The sequence below is a fragment of the Gracilibacillus caseinilyticus genome (genome assembly GCF_022919115.1).
Lineage (GTDB): Bacteria > Bacillota > Bacilli > Bacillales > Amphibacillaceae > Gracilibacillus > Gracilibacillus caseinilyticus.
Window position 1 is genome coordinate 818,497 of the sequence record NZ_CP095072.1, and the last position, 16,732, is coordinate 835,228.

Below are 16,732 nucleotides of genomic sequence, written 5' to 3' on the forward strand. Positions count from 1 at the left end.
GTAAAATATATTTTGAATTCGAGACAAATTGATAATACTGACTAAATTATCCCACAAAAAAGCAATGATCAAATACGAATCATTATTGTGGTAAATATATCAGACAAAGGTAGTGAACTTCAAACAAAAAGAGCTGCCCCGCTTTTCATACATCAGACAGCTCCTATTCACTTTACTTCCACCAATCATCGAAAACAGTGATTGGTTCTTCCCGTTTATGACGGGTTTTCAAATACCAATTTTCAATCGTCTTCGCATCCTGTTCTGCTACTTCTTTTCCTTCTAGATAATCGTCAATCGCATCATACGTAACACCAAGTGCTTCTTCGTCCGGCAATTGTGGTTTGTCTGTTTCTAAGTCTGCTGTTGGTATTTTTTGATATAAATGCTCTGGACAGCCTAACATCTTCAGAATAGCTTTTCCTTGTCTTTTGTTTAAGCGGTAAAGAGGCAAAATATCTGCCGCTCCATCTCCATATTTAGTAAAAAATCCTGTGATTGCTTCTGCGGCATGATCGGTTCCAACCACAACTCCACTCATTGCAGCTGCAATATCATACTGCACTTTCATACGTTCACGTGCTTTCGTATTTCCTTTCACAAACTCGCTAATATCGCCAATCGCTTGTTCTACTGCTTTTTCACTCGCGTCGACAGCATCTTTAATGTTCACACGTACTACTCTACTTGGCTGAATGAATGCTATCGCATCTTTACAATCTTCTTCATCGGCTTGTTCACCGTATGGCAGTCTTACAGCAATAAATTCATATTTTGCGTCCTTGTTTTCTTCATTTAATTCGTTAATAGCTGTCTGACAAATATAACCCGCAAGCGTTGAATCCTGACCACCAGAAATACCTAATACAGCACTTCTTAAAAATGAATGCTTTTCTAAATATGCTTTAACAAAATCGACACTGCGGCGAAATTCTGCCTGTGGTTCAATGGTCGGCTGTACTTTTAGTGTTTTAATAATTTGTTCTTGTAATGTATGCATAACAATCTCCTTCCATTATTCAACCTTTTCTTTAACCTTCCGCTTAATATCACGAATTAATTTCATTTTATTTTCCCAGCAGGCTTCACTTAAATCCACAGGATATTCCTCTGGCTTCATCGTTCGTTTGTATTCTTCCCAGAGCAGGTTCATGTTTTGCGTTGTATAGTTTTGAATAGCCTCTAATGATGGACTTCCATATTTAATATCACCATCTACTACAACATCCTCATGCAAATTAACTGCCGTGAAATTAGTCACAAACTTACTAATATATGTATGCACCGGATGGAACATTTTCAAACGTTCTTCAGATTGTGGATCCTCCTGTTCCAGTGCAATATAATCGCCTTCCGAATAGCCTGTTTCATTATTGATAATTCGATACACACGCTTACTGCCTGGCGTGGTGACCTTCTCTGGATTGGCCGAAATCTTAATCGTATCAATCATGTTACCATCTTCTTCAATCGCCACCAGCTTATAAACACCACCTAATGCTGCCTGATCATAGGCGGTAATCAGCTTGGTGCCAATTCCATAAATATCAATAACTGCTCCCTGTGCTTGCAAGTTAAGAATCGTATATTCATCCAGGTCATTGGAAGCGATAATCTCTGCTTCGGTAAACCCAGCATCATCTAACATTTTGCGCGCTTTCTTTGATAAATATGCCATGTCTCCACTATCAAGGCGAATCCCTTTAAAATTGATTTTGTCACCGAATTCTTTGGCAACCTTAATCGCATTCGGCACACCTGAACGTAAGGTATCATACGTATCTACCAGAAAGACGCAATCCTTATGGGTACTGGCATATTTCTTGAACGCAATATAGTCATCCCGATAAGCCTGCACCATCGCATGGGCGTGTGTACCAGCAATTGGAATCCCGAACAGCTTACCTGCACGCACATTACTAGTCGCAGAAAAACCACCAATGTAGGCTGCTCTAGTTCCCCAGATAGCCGCATCCATTTCATGTGCCCTTCTCGTACCAAATTCCATTACCGTACTATCACCGACAACATACTTAATCCGTGCTGCCTTCGTCGCGATTAATGTTTGATAGTTCACAATATTAAGTAGGGGCGTTTCAATTAATTGTGCTTCTGCTAATGGTGCCTCAATTCGCATTAATGGCTCATTTGCAAATACAACTTCGCCTTCTTTCATGGATCTAATCGTGCCAGTAAATGTCAAGTTGCGTAAATAATCGAGAAAATCGTCTTCATATCCGCCAATTTCCTTCAGATACGTTAAATCACTTTCTGTAAAGCCAAAATTTTCGATAAAGTCCAATACACGATCTAAACCTGCGAATACAGCATAACCATTGTCAAAAGGAAGCTTGCGAAAATACAACTCAAATACTGCCTTCTGTCCAGCCTTGCCGTCACGCCAATAGGTTTCTGCCATATTGACTTGATACAGATCCGTATGGAGCATTAAACTATCGTCTTCATAAGTCATGATTGTCTTCCTCCAAATTCTATCACCTTTGCACCTAATGTTTGCTCAAAATGTCCAAGTGCCCATTCATGCCCTGCCTGATTAAATGATGCGACGGCATCTTTATAAACAACAATCTGAAATCCTTTGTTATAAGCATCAACTGCTGTGTGCAGGACACAGATATCTGTGCATACTCCGACAAGGTGCACCTCTTGTATTCCTCTTTCTATTAGTTTAATCTCTAAATCGGTTCCTGTAAAAGCAGAATACCTCGTTTTATCCATATAATATACATGTTTCTCATTTTCATACTTCTGATATACAGTCTTGAGACTTCCAAATAACTCCCGACCCTTACTCCCTTTTAGATTATGGGGAGGAAAAAGCTTTGCTTCCGGATGATAAGAATCTGCTTTATCATGCAAATCCACTGCAAATACAACGAATGTGTCATCCTTCACAAACTCCTCGGTAATAAGAGAAATCTGATCCTCAATCGCTTGACCCGGTGCACCACAAGTTAATGCACCGTCTTCTGCAACGAAATCATTGGTATAGTCAATATTGATTAACGCTTTTTTCAATTTGGTCATCTCCGTTCTATCGTACTGCTAATCGTTTCTTTCCTATACTTCGTTAATTAATAGTGTAACAAAAGTATGAACAAATGTCAGAAAAATTTAACAATGATTTACTTTTTGGTATGATAGAGTAAAAGTCTGGAAAAAAAGGAGTGATTTTGATGGCAAAAAAGATAGTGCTTGCAGGAGGAACAGGATTTATTGGCAATTATTTTCGAGATAAATTTGTGCAACTTGGTTATCAGGTGATTATGATCGCAAGGAAAGCTCCTGCTATCCCCTGGAACAAGCATCAAGCAATAGTCGATGCAGTAGAAGGTTCGGAAATGGTCATTAACCTAGCTGGTAAATCAGTCAATTGCCGTTATCACGAACAGAATAAGCAGGAAATCCTTCATTCACGTACTGGTACGACTAAATTATTAGGAGATGCAGTAAAAGCATGCGAAAAACCGCCAGCATTATGGATTAATGCCAGTACAGCCACTATCTATCGGCATGCAGAGGATCGTCCAATGACAGAAGCTGACGGTGAAATCGGAAAAGGCTTTTCAGTCGATGTCGCCACGAAATGGGAAAAATCCTTTTTTCAATATAAATTAACAAATACAAGACAAGTAGCCTTAAGAATTGCCATTGTCTTAGGAGCTAATGGAGGAGTCATGACTCCCTATAAGAATTTGGTCAAATTTGGTCTTGGTGGGGTACAAGGTAATGGGAAGCAGATGTTCAGCTTTATCCATGTAGAAGATTTATTCCAAATTGTGTTATTTATGAGGGATCATCCAGAGTTGGAGGGTATATTCAATTGCTCCGCTCCTCATCCGGTTAAAAATGAACACTTAATGAGGGTGCTTCGACACCGTCTCAATCGATCTTTTGGACTACCAGCACCTGCGCCATTGCTTGAATTAGGAGCATTATTCTTGAGAACAGAAACAGAATTAATACTAAAAAGTCGCTGGGTGCTGCCTGAACGTCTATTACAGGCTGGATATGCCTTCCGTTATCCAACAATCGAAGCGACGATTCAGGATGTTGTCTGACAACTTCTACATATTAACATAAAATTCGTTTACATTTCGCTCATAATTCTTGTATAATAAAAGTAGAATATGGAGTGAGTGCGAGGTCTCCCTCACACTCATGTGGTTTTACTCGGATCATCGCTTGGCAGAGCGATGATCCTTTTTTTTGTGTCGTTTGATGTTTAAGATCGCCGTAGTTAAGTTAATACAAGCAACGGCAACGCTTACTACTAAAGCAACAAAAGTTAGCACCACTTCCATATTCCCCACCCCCTTTCACTCGAGGGTTGTCTATAGTATATCACAAAACAGAACGTGTGTTCTAGTTCTAATTAAAAATTTGGACTTTTCTACTAGAAAAGCCCAATTTTCATTATGAGAAACTGTCGATAAACAACCGTATAATATCGGTACCTGCAATAATCGTTCCAAGCGAACTTCCTACATTAGCAAATACAACAATCAATAATATACGTGTCACCTTATTTTGCCAAAATCCTTTTACTGTATGCACATCATCTGCCAATGCTTCAAAATCTGATACGTGCGGCTTCTTCACAACTGCCTGCATGATTCCTGCAAACCAGCCAGCAGCTATTAATGGATTTAATGAAGTAATCGGCGCTGCAATTAATGCCGTTAAAATCGTTAACGGATGTCCTAATGCCAATAGAACACCTAGTGCAGAAAAACCTCCGTTCCAGACCAGCCAGCTAATAACTTGCTGCCAGCCTGCCATCGGATTGGTAATAAACGTAAAGGCAATGATTGCAACAATCAGCAACGGAATGGACCACCCGATAATTTTCGGTACTTTCGATTTTGGTGGTAATTGCGTTAATTTCTTCAGATCATGGTCTTTTTGAATTTCGTTTGTAATACCAGGAACGTGTGCTGCCCCAAGTACGGCAACAATCTTATTACCTGGTGCTTTTTTTATTTTTTGCGCTAAATATTGATCACGCTCATCGATTAACGGCTTTTTCAAGCGCGGAAATTGCTCAGAGAATTCACTTAAGACACTGTCAATTGCATCCTGTTTCTTCATTTTTTCCAAATCTTCTTCTGAAATCGATTCATTCGTAAAGACGCCAGCTAATACTTGTGTCAACAGCATCATCTTTCCTTTAAAACCAATGCTGCGCCAAATGCGGGAGAATGTAATCTGGATGTTACGATCTGCCAAGACAAGCTCGGCGCCAGTCTCCTCAGCTGACTCAATACCTTGGATCATTTCCTGACCTGGTTTAATGCCAAATTGTTTAGCCATTCTTTTTTGGAATGAAGAAATAGCAAGATTCATTAATAGCAGGGTTGCTTTCTTTTCTTTAATGACTTGAAAGATGTCCATATCCTGCCAGTTACTTCCGTTCATCACTGATTCATAGCGTTGTTTGTCTAACTCTACACAAACAGCATCTGGCTGCTCCGCTTCGATTACTTCCTTTACTTGCTCGGCACTGTGTTTCGAAACATGTGCAGTTCCAATCAATATGTATTCTTTACCCTCTAATTGTAACCTCGTTATATTTTCCTCAGACATGAGCGATTCCTACCTTTTGTAAAAATAACTGCTTCTCCTAGTATAAAGGATTGTTTCCAAAAAACCTAATGTTAATCTATATGGAATACTTCTTTTCAAAAAATGTTACAGTGGCAACAGCTTTGTAACATGTTGTTATAATTCTAGTGATTTTATATCCTGTCAAGTCTATTTTTCTATAATTTTTTACTAGTTTACTCATTTTTTACCAATTTAAAAATTTGAAAGTGAAGGAGTGATAATAGTATCCGGTTTCAGTAGTTGTTTTGCTAGAATTAACCAAAAATATTACAAAAAACACGTGCTATGATGGAGTAGAACAAAACAAAAGGAGTGAAACAACGATGATAAAAAAATTATCAATCACAGCTTTACTAGCAGGAGCGTTTCTACTAAATACAGGTTTTTCTCATGACACAAATATCGAAGTGAAAAACCAAGTTCAACATAAAGTGTACGAGATGATTTCTACCGGAGATATCTCTAAATCTAATATTCAGGATTTCTTAGATAAATGGATGGAGAATCATTCTATTAAAAACCCATCTAAAGAAGAAGAGTCAAATACAACAGACAATAACAAGCAAGAGAATGCAGAGAATGCCGATCAAGCAACAGAAACTCCAGAGAGCAACACAAATGAAACAGAACAAGCTCCTGAACAGAACACAAACAATTCTACAGAAACGAATGTAGAAGAAAATACAGAAGATCAAGCAACAGAAAGTAACGAAGCATCAGACATCAGTCAATTTGAACAAGAAGTAATCGACCTTACTAACGTAGAACGTGAAAAACAAGGTTTGTCACCATTAACACTTGATACAGAATTAAGTAAAGTGGCAAAAGCAAAATCACAAGATATGGCGTCTAAAGGTTATTTCAGCCACAATAGTCCAACTTACGGCTCTCCATTCGATATGATGGAACAATTTGGCATTAGCTATCAAACAGCCGGTGAAAACATTGCCAAAGGACAAACTACTCCAGAAGAAGTAGTGAAAGCTTGGATGAACAGTGAAGGTCACCGTGCCAACATCTTAAATGAAGACTTTACGCATATTGGCGTTGGCTATGTAGAAGACGGTAACTACTGGACACAACAATTTATTGGAAAATAAATAAGCGCAAGCTAGACAGCAATCCAAAGAAGGTGTAACACAGAGCATGTCTCAGGTTACACCTTCTTTATTATAATAAGAAACATATTTATTAACCGTTTTGAATGTGAATTTAGGCGAATTGTGCTCATTTAGCATACGACTTAAGTAATCACTATTCCTAAATCCGCTTCACTATCATCGCCTCACGCATATTCCTGATTGCCTCTTGACCTTCTTCACCTTTTTCCATCAGCACATTGACATAAAGTAAATCGAGCAGTGATAGCTGGGCAATTCTTGAAGAGAAAGCTTCTGCTCTGAAATCTGTTTCCACCGAACTCGTATATAAAGCAATATCAGCAGCGGCACTTAACGTTGATTTTGCAAAATTAGTGATGGCTATGGTCGTGACATTTTTTTCTTTTAACACATTTAAAATATGGATAATATCCTTCGACGAACCAGAATGCGAAATTAAAATCGCACAATCCCCCTTTTCCAGTTGAGAAGCGGCCATTAATTGCATATGCGTATCAGACACTGCCTGTACGGCAATTCCGGTTCGAACAAACTTATGATAAGCATCTATTGCCACTACGTTCGAGCCACCTGTACCGAAAAAATGGACAAATCTTGCAGTCGTCAATGATTTCACGGCCTTTCGGATTTCTTCCTCATCAATGATTTGCAAAGTTTCCTCCAACGCATTCATATTAGAACGGAACACTTTGGAAGCTACGGTTTCCACGCTATCCCCCTGGTCCACTTTTTCATGTATATCCTGCAAAGAAGATACTACCTCAGAAGCAAGGGCAATCTTCATAGCCTGGTAACCTTTATAACCTATCCGCTTACAAAAACGGAATACTGTCGAATCAGCTACATGCAGGTCCTCTGCTAATTGATTAATCGAGGAATGGATAATTTGGTTGGGGTTTTTCAATATATAGTCGGCTATTTTTCGCTCTGTAACACTGAATTTCGGATAGTTTCGACGTACTTGATCCAGACATGTCTGTCGTTTATTCTTCATGATCATTCTCCTGAGACAAAGTTTACCTAACATTATACTAAAAATATCAATAGAAAAAAATATTTTTTGTAAACGGTTGAAAAAAGAATTTTTTTTCGTATAATGTATGAAGAACGAATTTTTTTCGAACAAAGGATGGATTATACATGCAAATTGGCATGATAGGCTTAGGAAAAATGGGATATCAACTCACATTAAACCTGTTAGACCACAAATATCAAGTTGTTGCTCACGATACAAATCATGACGCAATGAAAAATATTTCGACAGCTGGTGCACAGGTAGCAGCTACTATCGACAAATTAGTAAAAAGCATCACACCACCGAGAACGATTTGGATGATGGTACCTGCTGGGGATGTTACAGAAAGCGTTTTTACATCGTTGCTTACATCAATGGACGCAGGTGACAGAATTATTGATGGTGGTAATGCACATTATAAGGATTCCCTCAGACGAGCAGAATTAAGTCAAGAGAAGGAGCTATTCTACTTTGACTGTGGGACAAGTGGTGGTATTGAAGGTGCTCGTACCGGAGCTTGCACGATGGTCGGAGGTGACCCTGACGAATTCAAGAAAATCGAACCATTATTTCGAGACGTTACCGTAGAGAATGGCTACCTGTATACCGGCAAAACCGGAAGCGGACACTTTCTAAAAATGGTCCATAACGGGGTAGAATACGGAATGATGCAGGCCATTGCAGAAGGATTTGAATTATTGGAAAAAAGCCCGTTTGATTATGATTATGAAAAGGTAGCCAAAGTCTGGAACAATGGCTCTGTTATCCGCTCATGGCTAATGGAACTTATGGAGAACGCATTCGCGAAAGATCCACGACTAGATGATATAAAAGGGGTTATGAATTCTTCGGGAGAGGGTAAATGGACGGTAGAAACAGCACTTGATTATGAAATGGCTGCCCCCGTCATTACGCTGGCATTAATGATGCGCTACCGGTCACAAGAAGATGATACCTTTACCGGAAAAGCAGTGGCAGCACTTCGCAATGAATTCGGAGGCCATGCCGTAAACCAGAGATAACTTCACAGAAAGGAATGGAACATCATGTCAGACCAAATGTTAATTTTAATTGCGTTAGCGGGTATTTTTCTTTTACTTTTCCTAGTCATTAAGACGAAATTACACGCATTTGTCGCTTTGTTAGTTGTCAGTTTAATCGTAGGAATTCTTGCAGGTATGCCACTCAGTGACGTCATTGATACGATGGAGAAAGGAATGGGTGGAACCTTAGGCTTCGTCGCTGTTGTCGTCGGTTTAGGTGCTATGTTCGGTCAAATGCTTGAGGTATCCGGAGGAGCAGACCGATTGGCAAAAACGATGATCAATAAATTCGGTGAAGATAAAGCACAATGGTCACTCGGTATTACCGGGTTCCTTGTTGCAATCCCCGTTTTCTTTGATGTCGGGTTTATTATTCTTGTACCTATCGTATATGGATTAGCGAAGAAAACTGGAAAATCACTGCTCTATTACGGTATTCCTTTACTTGCCGGGTTAGCGGTTACACATACATTCATTCCACCAACACCTGGACCAATTGCCGTCGCAGATTTAGTTGGAGCAGATCTAGGCTGGGTTATTCTGTTTGGTGCAATCGCAGGTGTACCGTCAATGATTATAGCCGGTCCGTTATTTGCTCGCTATATATCAAAACGCTTGCATGTTGTGGTACCGGAATACATGAATATGGAAGAAGTCGCTTATGATAATAAGGAACTACCTAGCTTCCTCTTAATTGCAACGATCATTTTAACACCTTTATTTTTAATTTTATGTAATACGTTTTCAGGATTTTTCTTAGAAGAAGGGCATATCGTCAGAGAGATCTTTACCTTCTTAGGTCATCCTTTTGTCGCGTTGACAATCGCTACGATTTTAACATTTGTTTTCTTAGGAACGAAACGCGGATTGAGCCGTCAAGAAGTACAAGATATTGCGAACAAAGGATTAGAACCAGCAGGGATTATTATCCTGGTAACTGGTGCTGGTGGTGTATTTAAGGAAATACTGATTCAGTCAGGTGTAGGTGATGTTATCGGAAATATGATGGCGGATTCAAGCCTGCCTCCTATTCTATTAGCCTTTCTGATTGCAGCATGTGTAAGGGTTGCCCAAGGTTCAGCTACCGTATCAATGGTTACAGCTGCAGGACTTGTCGCACCTTTGATTGATATTTTAGGTTTGGAAGGGCCTGTATTAGGATTAATCGTAATAGCAGTAGCTTCCGGTGCAACCGTATTATCTCACGTCAATGATTCAGGTTTCTGGTTAGTCGGCCGTTATTTCGGCTTAGATGTAAAAGATACATTGAAATCCTGGACCATTATGGAAACACTTATTGGACTGGTCGGTTTAATCGTTGCACTTGTTTTAGGGATCTTTATTTCATAGCGAAATAGCTGCATGGTGTCTCCCCTCCACGCAGCTATTTTTATAACAAAACGGTGAGCAATTTCGATTCGTTAGTATATTCGAGAACATATTTTAAAAGAATTATTGTTTTAGCACATGAATTACTTGCAAAAGATTTTTTCGTTCATAACGTTCCTCTTATACTGCTACTTTTGCCGAATACCACCCTCTTTCGATCATAATCCTCTCTCATACTACTGCTTTGGCCGAATATCGCCCTCTTTCGATCATAACTTCCCTCCAAATCAGTTCTTTTGAACGAAAGTCACTTCTTTCAATCATTACTCATCACTCTTCTTCTTAAGATCTTCATCATTATCAAATGTACGTTCTTGCCTTATCAAGAAAAACTCAGCTTATCACTATGTGCTGGCAAAGATCTTCGTTTTCCTATACTTTTCTTCTTTACATTTTTAGTACGTTGAATACTACTCCAAGTGAATTTTATGCTTTTCCAACATGTAAAAAAAAAGCCCGTGGTCACTACCACGGGCTTTCCTTTTATACTAATTCTTCCTGTATTTTCTCTTCTTTTTGCGTTTTGTCTTTTGACTTCCATAACTGTCCGATTTCTTCTAATGTTTTGTTTTTTGTTTCTGGAACGATCGTCATTACGAAGATAAAACAGATTACGTTAATGACAGCGAACATCCAGAATGTAAAGGTACTACCCATATTATTAATTAAGACGGGTGTGAACTGTCCAATCGCCCAGTTTGCTCCCCACAGGAATACGGTTGCAATACCTACCGCTTTGGCACGTAAATGGTTCGGGAAAATTTCCGGGATCATAATCCATGGAATTGGCCCCATTGATACACAGAACGCAGCCGTGAAACCAGCGATCATAATAATTAATAGTACACCTGCATTTGCCGGATCAAAGTAGAAGATACTACCGATTAGCAGCATGAACACTGCCATTAAGCTGGAACCAATTGCCATTAACTTCTTACGACCTAGTTTATCAATTAATAGAATCGCAACAATGGTAAAGACAACTTGTACACTTCCAATAATACTCGTTGCTAAGAACTCTGTATTATTTTCAAAACCAACACTGCGGAAAATATCCGGACCATAGTACGTTACCGCATTCATACCGATGACTTGGTTAAATAAAGCTAGGAAAACCCCTACACCCATCGCCATTCTCAAGCCTGGTCTTAATAATTCTTTCGCTGAACTACTTTTTTCTATCTCAATAGATGCTTTAATTTCTTTTAATTCTTTTTGAGCAACTTGTTCGCCATTAATCCGTTTTAAAATATGGAAAGCTTGCTCATCATCTTTCTTCTGCACTAAGTAACGCGGACTTTCCGGAATGAAGAATAGTAAAATCATAAACAAAATACCCGGAATTGTTCCGTAACCTAGCATCCAGCGCCAGCCGACATCTAACGCCCACTCATGGGTACCACTGTTGGCAACACCATAATTGATATAAAACGTCGCACAAATACCAAGGATGGTGAACAATTGATACATGGAGCCTAAGCGGCCACGAATTGCTGGGGGTGCACATTCACTGATGTATGTTACCGATAAAGCGGATGCAAAACCGATACCAAGTCCTCCTAAAATTCTTGCTAATACAAGCGTTGTCACACCTAGTGCAAACGCAGAACCTAACGCTGATATAATGAAAAAGATAGCCGACACCATTAACAACTTCTTACGACCCCAACGGTCACTTAGAAATCCTGACAATGCTACCCCTGTTACGCCACCGATCATAACACATGAGATGACCCAGCCTTCCATTGCTGGACTTAGATTATATAGTTCTTGTAAATATCCAATCGCTCCGGAAATAACTGCTGTATCAAAACCATACAATAGGCCAGCCATTCCTGCTGCAGATGCTATTAAAATAACATACCAAAGTGAGTGTTTCTTTTCCATGATGCTTCCTCCTATATAAATAGATTGATATCGTTTTCTTTTAACATAAACAGATCCAACTATTGATACGCTTTCATTAAGTTGAAAATTTCTTATGTTGCTAATTTATCATGTATCCACTTTCATAAAAGAAAGAACATCTTCACTTTTTTGTTATTTGCTAGATTTTTTTGTGATTGTTACAAAAACCGGGAAAGTCAACCGGTCCTAACTAACAAAATAACATACAACTACCTATAATAAGGATTATAAAATGGAGCTGCCTTACGTTGTGGTAATTTTGATATTTCATCTGCTTAGCAAAGCTCCGGAAATATGCCCCGCGTCCTGTGGGGGCGGGTTCAGCATCCTCGGAAAGAAAAACACTTTCCTGCGGGATCTTCACACACGACCTGATCCACTGGAGTCTCCGCATATTTCCTACGCTTAAGGAAGAGCTACAACTTATGGGACAGCTAAAAGTAGTGGTGCTAGACATAATGTTATTTAGAATTACTAATGAACAATTATGGATACGCTCAATATGCTAGCACTTGTAAAAGTTGTAGAGTACTTATCCCAGCGCAGGCCAACCACATAGACTCCCGTGGTATCCTTGGTACACTTTAAATTTTCACTACGTCGAGCTTCTTGATTGCTAAACATTTTATGCTTTCCTAACGTGCAAAAAAAACAGCACTTTTTTCAAGTACTGTTTTTCCGATGTTCACTAGGACTGATCCCGATTTCTTTCTTGAAAACGCGGCTGAAATAATTGGGATCGCGGTAACCAATGGTGAGGGCTATTTCTTTTAGTGGCATCTCATCATCCAGTAACAGGTCTTTTGCTTTTTCCAATCGAATATGGGTAACGTACTCGACAAATGTCAGATGGAAGTGCTCTTTGAACAGCTTGCTTAAATAATAGGAACTTAAGCCGACTTCTTCCGCTACCTCGTCTAACATGATATTTTCCTTGAAATGCTTGTGAATATAATCCTTTGCTTGCAAAAGTAAGCCCTGTACTCCGTCTGAACGCCATTCATTCATGAGTCTGATTGCTTTTTGTAAATGGGATTTTGCCACTTCTTTTATTTGCGAGGACGTATCAAAACGATCCAGGTTCAGCTGCATATCTTGATCCAATCCGATTTCTTCCATCGTCCGCGTTAATATAATAAAAAAGTGTTCAAGTGATTTCCGCATTGATGGCAGCTGGTGGTTGGCATGTTGTTGTATAGAAAGAAAATAACGGTCAAATAACTGTGCACCTGTTTGACTGTCACCTGTCTTAATCGCTTCTAGTAACTGTTTCTCTACTTCCATGCGTTTGTAACCCTTGCGTTTCTCTGTCATTTTCTCATGATAAACCTGATACTTAGCACTTGGATGGAAATGAACTTCTTCCAGCGCATACAATGCTTCCTCATATGACCGAGGAAATTCCGCTAATGTTTCGATCACCGCCCCCACACCGATAAACAGCTGACAATCATGAAGATGAGTTTGAAGCAATTGCAGCGTATCTCGTGCAAATTGAGCTAAATTCTGATCATCATAGATAACCAGTACCGGCAGCTGAAAACCTGTAAATGGCCCCATCAAAATCCGTGAATTCTGGCTCATCAAGTGATCCTTGACGATCCGATACCATTCACTTTTGATAGCACGATCTACATGCTTCCGATCTGATTTAAAAGACAAAACAGCAGCAAACACACGGGAATCCCCAATTTGCAGCCCTTTCATCCATTCATCTGTATCAAAATCATGAACATGGTCCATCATTAATGTCAAAATGAATTCCATTTCTACTAAAGAACTTGCCTGCTCCAGTTTAGTATCCATATCTTGACGTTCTACTAATTCATCAACCATACGATCATACGCTTCGAGCACCTCTAAAATTTTACTCGGCTTCAGCAAATATTCTTTAATACCAAAGCTCATCGCTTGTTTCGCATATTGAAATGTATCAAAAGCAGAGACCATGATACATTTTGTCGATGGCAATTCTGCTAATATTTTTTCGATCGCAGCAAGGCCATCCATCTCAGGCATCTTAATATCCATAAAAATGATGTCAGGCTGATGGAGCAATGCTTGTTCAACAGCTTGGTTTCCTGTTCTTGCTTCTGCAATAATCTCAGCATTGGAGCGATTTCGTTCTAAGATCATGCGGATGCCTTCTCTTTCCATGGCTTCATCATCTACGAGCATTACATTTACCATGCTATCCCCCCTTAGGCAGTTGTATTATGACGGTTGTTCCTTTTCCGACCTCCGACTGAACAGACAATTGACTATCTGGGTGGAACAGATGTAATCGGTCGATAACATTACGCATACCGATCCCAGTAGAATGACCTTTCCGTTTCTGTTCCGAGTCCTTTTTTTCCTCTTGATGGATTAACTGATCGACGGTTTCCTGATCCATTCCAATGCCATTATCCGTAATCTCTATTTGCACAACGGCTTCGACTGGATAAATCCGCAGCATAATCGTGGCCCCTTCTGCCATTTCCTCGATTCCGTGCATAAATGCATTCTCAATAATCGGCTGTAACGTAAGACAAGGTATCGGTGTCATTAAACAAGATTCGTCAATATCCTGATGAAAGGTGACCCTGTCCCTGAACCTGGTCTGTTGAATAAAAAAGTATTCATTGACGATGTTGACTTCATCCTTTAAATAGGTGTCGCGATCTAGGCTGCCAATATTATAGCGAAGCAAAGCAGAGACGGCAGTGATTAAGTCACTCGTACGCTCAGCACCTTCAATATAGGCTTGCTTTGAAACCGTATTTAGCGTATTAAACAAAAAGTGAGGATTAATTTGGTTTTGCAAGCTTTTTAATTCCATTTCCTTCAACAACTGACGAAGGCGCGCTTTTTCTTTCATTTCACGAAAAGCTTCCACAATATTACGTTTCATCTGGTTAAAGGTTTGCGTCAATAGATTCAACTCATCATTTTGTGCCACTTCGACATCTGCTACACTATAATTTCCACGAGAAATTTCTTTGGCAGCATTCGTCAGTTTATCAATCACTTTCGTAATACCATTCGAAAACCAGAGCGCGAACAACAGGCTTCCAATAATAATAGCAATAAACATAGAAGTTCCCATATTCTTCATGTATTTTACTCGCTGATCTTCCAATGCCAAAATGTTTTGGTAACGGCTTAATTCTTGATTGATTAATTCCAACGTTTTTTCATGAATATACGTGGCCGTATTATCCGCGTCATTCAAGTAAGCGGAATAGCGGTCAATATTCTCTTGTTGCACTCCCTCTACTGTTTTATCGGTTAATGCTAAAAAAGAAGATAGCATATGGTAATAGTTTTCCTTTGCTGTACTAGTCTCGGTAGCGCTATTAAATTGGGTTTGCAAGCTAGATAACGCTTGTTTATCTTTTTGATAAAAAGTAAGATTCTCCTCTGTCGGCTCGTGGACATAGATTTGCAAGGACTGGAATACCTGATTCGTCTGATTGGTTATTTCGTTTAACAAATAATTATGTTCCGAACTTTCATCCTGCAAAGTCACAATTCGTTGTGTACTTTTTTCCTGGACAAAAATGATGACAATAACTAAGGCAAGGATTACAAGAAAATAAATGAATAATTTTGTACGGATTCTAATCATTTTGTTCACCTACATCTTCCGGCCTAACTACGGATGTATCCGTATGATAGACATCCTCGATCGCTTCGCCTTCCATTAGCTTCATCATTAATTCGACACTGCGCGACCCCATTTCATACGGTTTTTGACCGATTAACACATCAATTTTCTCTTGTTTCAAGAGTTCGATATTTTCAGGTAAGGTATCGAAAGCAAGCATGTAAATGGATTCCTCCACCCCTAACGATGCAGCCGCCTCTACCATTCCAATACCATCTAATGCACTTGTACCATACAACGCATCAATATCAGGATGTTCTTTTAGCATATTGTAAGCTTTCTCTTCCGCTACCACTCTTGTGATGTTGGATTCCTCGATCGCAACTATCTCTACCTCTGGCGCTTGCGCTATCGCCTCCTTAAATCCTTCGACACGTAATTGATGATGAGCGTTATCAAAACTGCCTGTCACAATACCAACTGTAGCGTTTCCATCAAGATCCTCCACTAACGTATCGCCCGCTAGCTTCCCTGCTTCATAATTATCCGTCCCAACATATGCAAGGCGATCGCTTTTCGGTGCATCGGTATCAATCGTGATAACCGGGATCCCATTTGACATGGCTTGATTGATCACAGGTAAAAACTTTTCATTTATCGCTTGCACAATAATTCCATCCACCTTGGATTTAATAGCAATATCTAAAAGTTTCATTTGTTCATCTGGGTTAGATCTTCTCGGTCCCTCATATGCGACACTCACGTCGTAATCCTGCTCTACGTCTTTTGCCCCCTGACCAACTAATCGCCAATAGTCATGATCTAATTCTTCTCCAATTAAGGCAAATTGATAAGCAGGTAATAATTGTTCTGAGCTTGTCTCCGCTTCTATCCTCTCCTCCATTCGTTGAGACTGAATAAAAAAATAAAGGGAAAAACCACAGGAAACAACAAATATGGTAATGAAAATCAAATAGATTATCTTTCTCCTACTCATAGTAACCTCCACGTAATGATCTGGATACGATTTATATTAGCA

General features: G+C 39.5%; 14 protein-coding genes. 4 read left to right on the forward strand and 10 right to left on the reverse strand.

Annotation, left to right across the window (positions count from 1 at the left end):
* Positions 1 to 172: 172 nt before the first annotated feature.
* Genes nadE through MUN88_RS03945 form a run of 3 tightly spaced genes read right to left on the reverse strand, consistent with a single transcriptional unit; the run spans position 173 to position 3,039 of the window.
* Complete coding sequence (gene nadE, locus MUN88_RS03935; RefSeq protein WP_244721111.1) at positions 173 to 1,000, reverse strand: NAD(+) synthase; 828 nt, start codon at positions 998 to 1,000, stop codon at positions 173 to 175.
* Positions 1,001 to 1,015: 15 nt separating this feature from the next.
* On the reverse strand, positions 1,016 to 2,473 hold the full coding sequence (locus MUN88_RS03940) for a nicotinate phosphoribosyltransferase (RefSeq protein WP_369809938.1): 1,458 nt from the start codon (positions 2,471 to 2,473) through the stop codon (positions 1,016 to 1,018).
* Positions 2,470 to 3,039, reverse strand: a complete 570-nt coding sequence (locus tag MUN88_RS03945; protein WP_244721113.1) for a cysteine hydrolase family protein — start codon at positions 3,037 to 3,039, stop codon at positions 2,470 to 2,472. The genes MUN88_RS03940 and MUN88_RS03945 overlap by 4 nt, the downstream gene beginning before the upstream one ends.
* Before the next feature lie 158 nt (positions 3,040 to 3,197).
* Here MUN88_RS03945 and MUN88_RS03950 point away from each other — a divergent pair, with 158 nt between their 5' ends.
* Positions 3,198 to 4,082, forward strand: coding sequence for a TIGR01777 family oxidoreductase (locus MUN88_RS03950; RefSeq protein WP_244721116.1), 885 nt, complete (start codon positions 3,198 to 3,200; stop codon positions 4,080 to 4,082).
* Positions 4,083 to 4,199: 117 nt separating this feature from the next.
* Here MUN88_RS03950 and MUN88_RS21625 read toward each other — a convergent pair whose 3' ends face one another.
* Both MUN88_RS21625 and MUN88_RS03955 read right to left on the reverse strand, forming a co-directional pair.
* Complete coding sequence (locus MUN88_RS21625; protein ID WP_256463976.1) at positions 4,200 to 4,325, reverse strand: hypothetical protein; 126 nt, start codon at positions 4,323 to 4,325, stop codon at positions 4,200 to 4,202.
* A gap of 112 nt (positions 4,326 to 4,437) precedes the next feature.
* On the reverse strand, positions 4,438 to 5,607 hold the full coding sequence (locus MUN88_RS03955; protein ID WP_244721122.1) for a TraB/GumN family protein: 1,170 nt from the start codon (positions 5,605 to 5,607) through the stop codon (positions 4,438 to 4,440).
* Between the two features lie 344 nt (positions 5,608 to 5,951).
* On the opposite strand from MUN88_RS03955, the gene MUN88_RS03960 reads away from it, so the two are divergent.
* Entirely contained in the window at positions 5,952 to 6,728 is a 777-nt protein-coding gene (locus tag MUN88_RS03960; protein ID WP_244721125.1) for a CAP domain-containing protein, read from the forward strand.
* 160 nt (positions 6,729 to 6,888) lie between these two features.
* On the opposite strand, the gene MUN88_RS03965 is transcribed toward MUN88_RS03960, so the two are convergent.
* Positions 6,889 to 7,743: a MurR/RpiR family transcriptional regulator gene (locus MUN88_RS03965; RefSeq protein ID WP_244721128.1), complete on the reverse strand. Its 855-nt coding sequence runs from the start codon at positions 7,741 to 7,743 to the stop codon at positions 6,889 to 6,891.
* 146 nt (positions 7,744 to 7,889) lie between these two features.
* Here MUN88_RS03965 and gnd point away from each other — a divergent pair, with 146 nt between their 5' ends.
* Positions 7,890 to 8,786: a phosphogluconate dehydrogenase (NAD(+)-dependent, decarboxylating) gene (gene gnd / locus MUN88_RS03970; protein WP_244721130.1), complete on the forward strand. Its 897-nt coding sequence runs from the start codon at positions 7,890 to 7,892 to the stop codon at positions 8,784 to 8,786.
* Positions 8,787 to 8,810: 24 nt separating this feature from the next.
* Positions 8,811 to 10,157, forward strand: coding sequence for a GntP family permease (locus MUN88_RS03975; RefSeq protein ID WP_244721133.1), 1,347 nt, complete (start codon positions 8,811 to 8,813; stop codon positions 10,155 to 10,157).
* Between the two features lie 522 nt (positions 10,158 to 10,679).
* Here the strand turns inward: MUN88_RS03975 and MUN88_RS03980 are convergent.
* From MUN88_RS03980 to MUN88_RS03995, 4 genes are all read right to left on the reverse strand, one after another.
* Entirely contained in the window at positions 10,680 to 12,083 is a 1,404-nt protein-coding gene (locus tag MUN88_RS03980; RefSeq protein WP_244721136.1) for a sugar porter family MFS transporter, read from the reverse strand.
* 684 nt (positions 12,084 to 12,767) lie between these two features.
* On the reverse strand, positions 12,768 to 14,294 hold the full coding sequence (locus tag MUN88_RS03985; protein ID WP_244721139.1) for a response regulator: 1,527 nt from the start codon (positions 14,292 to 14,294) through the stop codon (positions 12,768 to 12,770).
* Between the two features lies 1 nt (position 14,295).
* Positions 14,296 to 15,714 (reverse strand): sensor histidine kinase, encoded by a 1,419-nt coding sequence (locus tag MUN88_RS03990; RefSeq protein WP_244721155.1) that lies wholly within the window; start codon positions 15,712 to 15,714, stop codon positions 14,296 to 14,298.
* Complete coding sequence (locus MUN88_RS03995; RefSeq protein WP_244721158.1) at positions 15,707 to 16,690, reverse strand: sugar-binding protein; 984 nt, start codon at positions 16,688 to 16,690, stop codon at positions 15,707 to 15,709. The genes MUN88_RS03990 and MUN88_RS03995 overlap by 8 nt, the downstream gene beginning before the upstream one ends.
* Positions 16,691 to 16,732 lie beyond the last annotated feature (42 nt).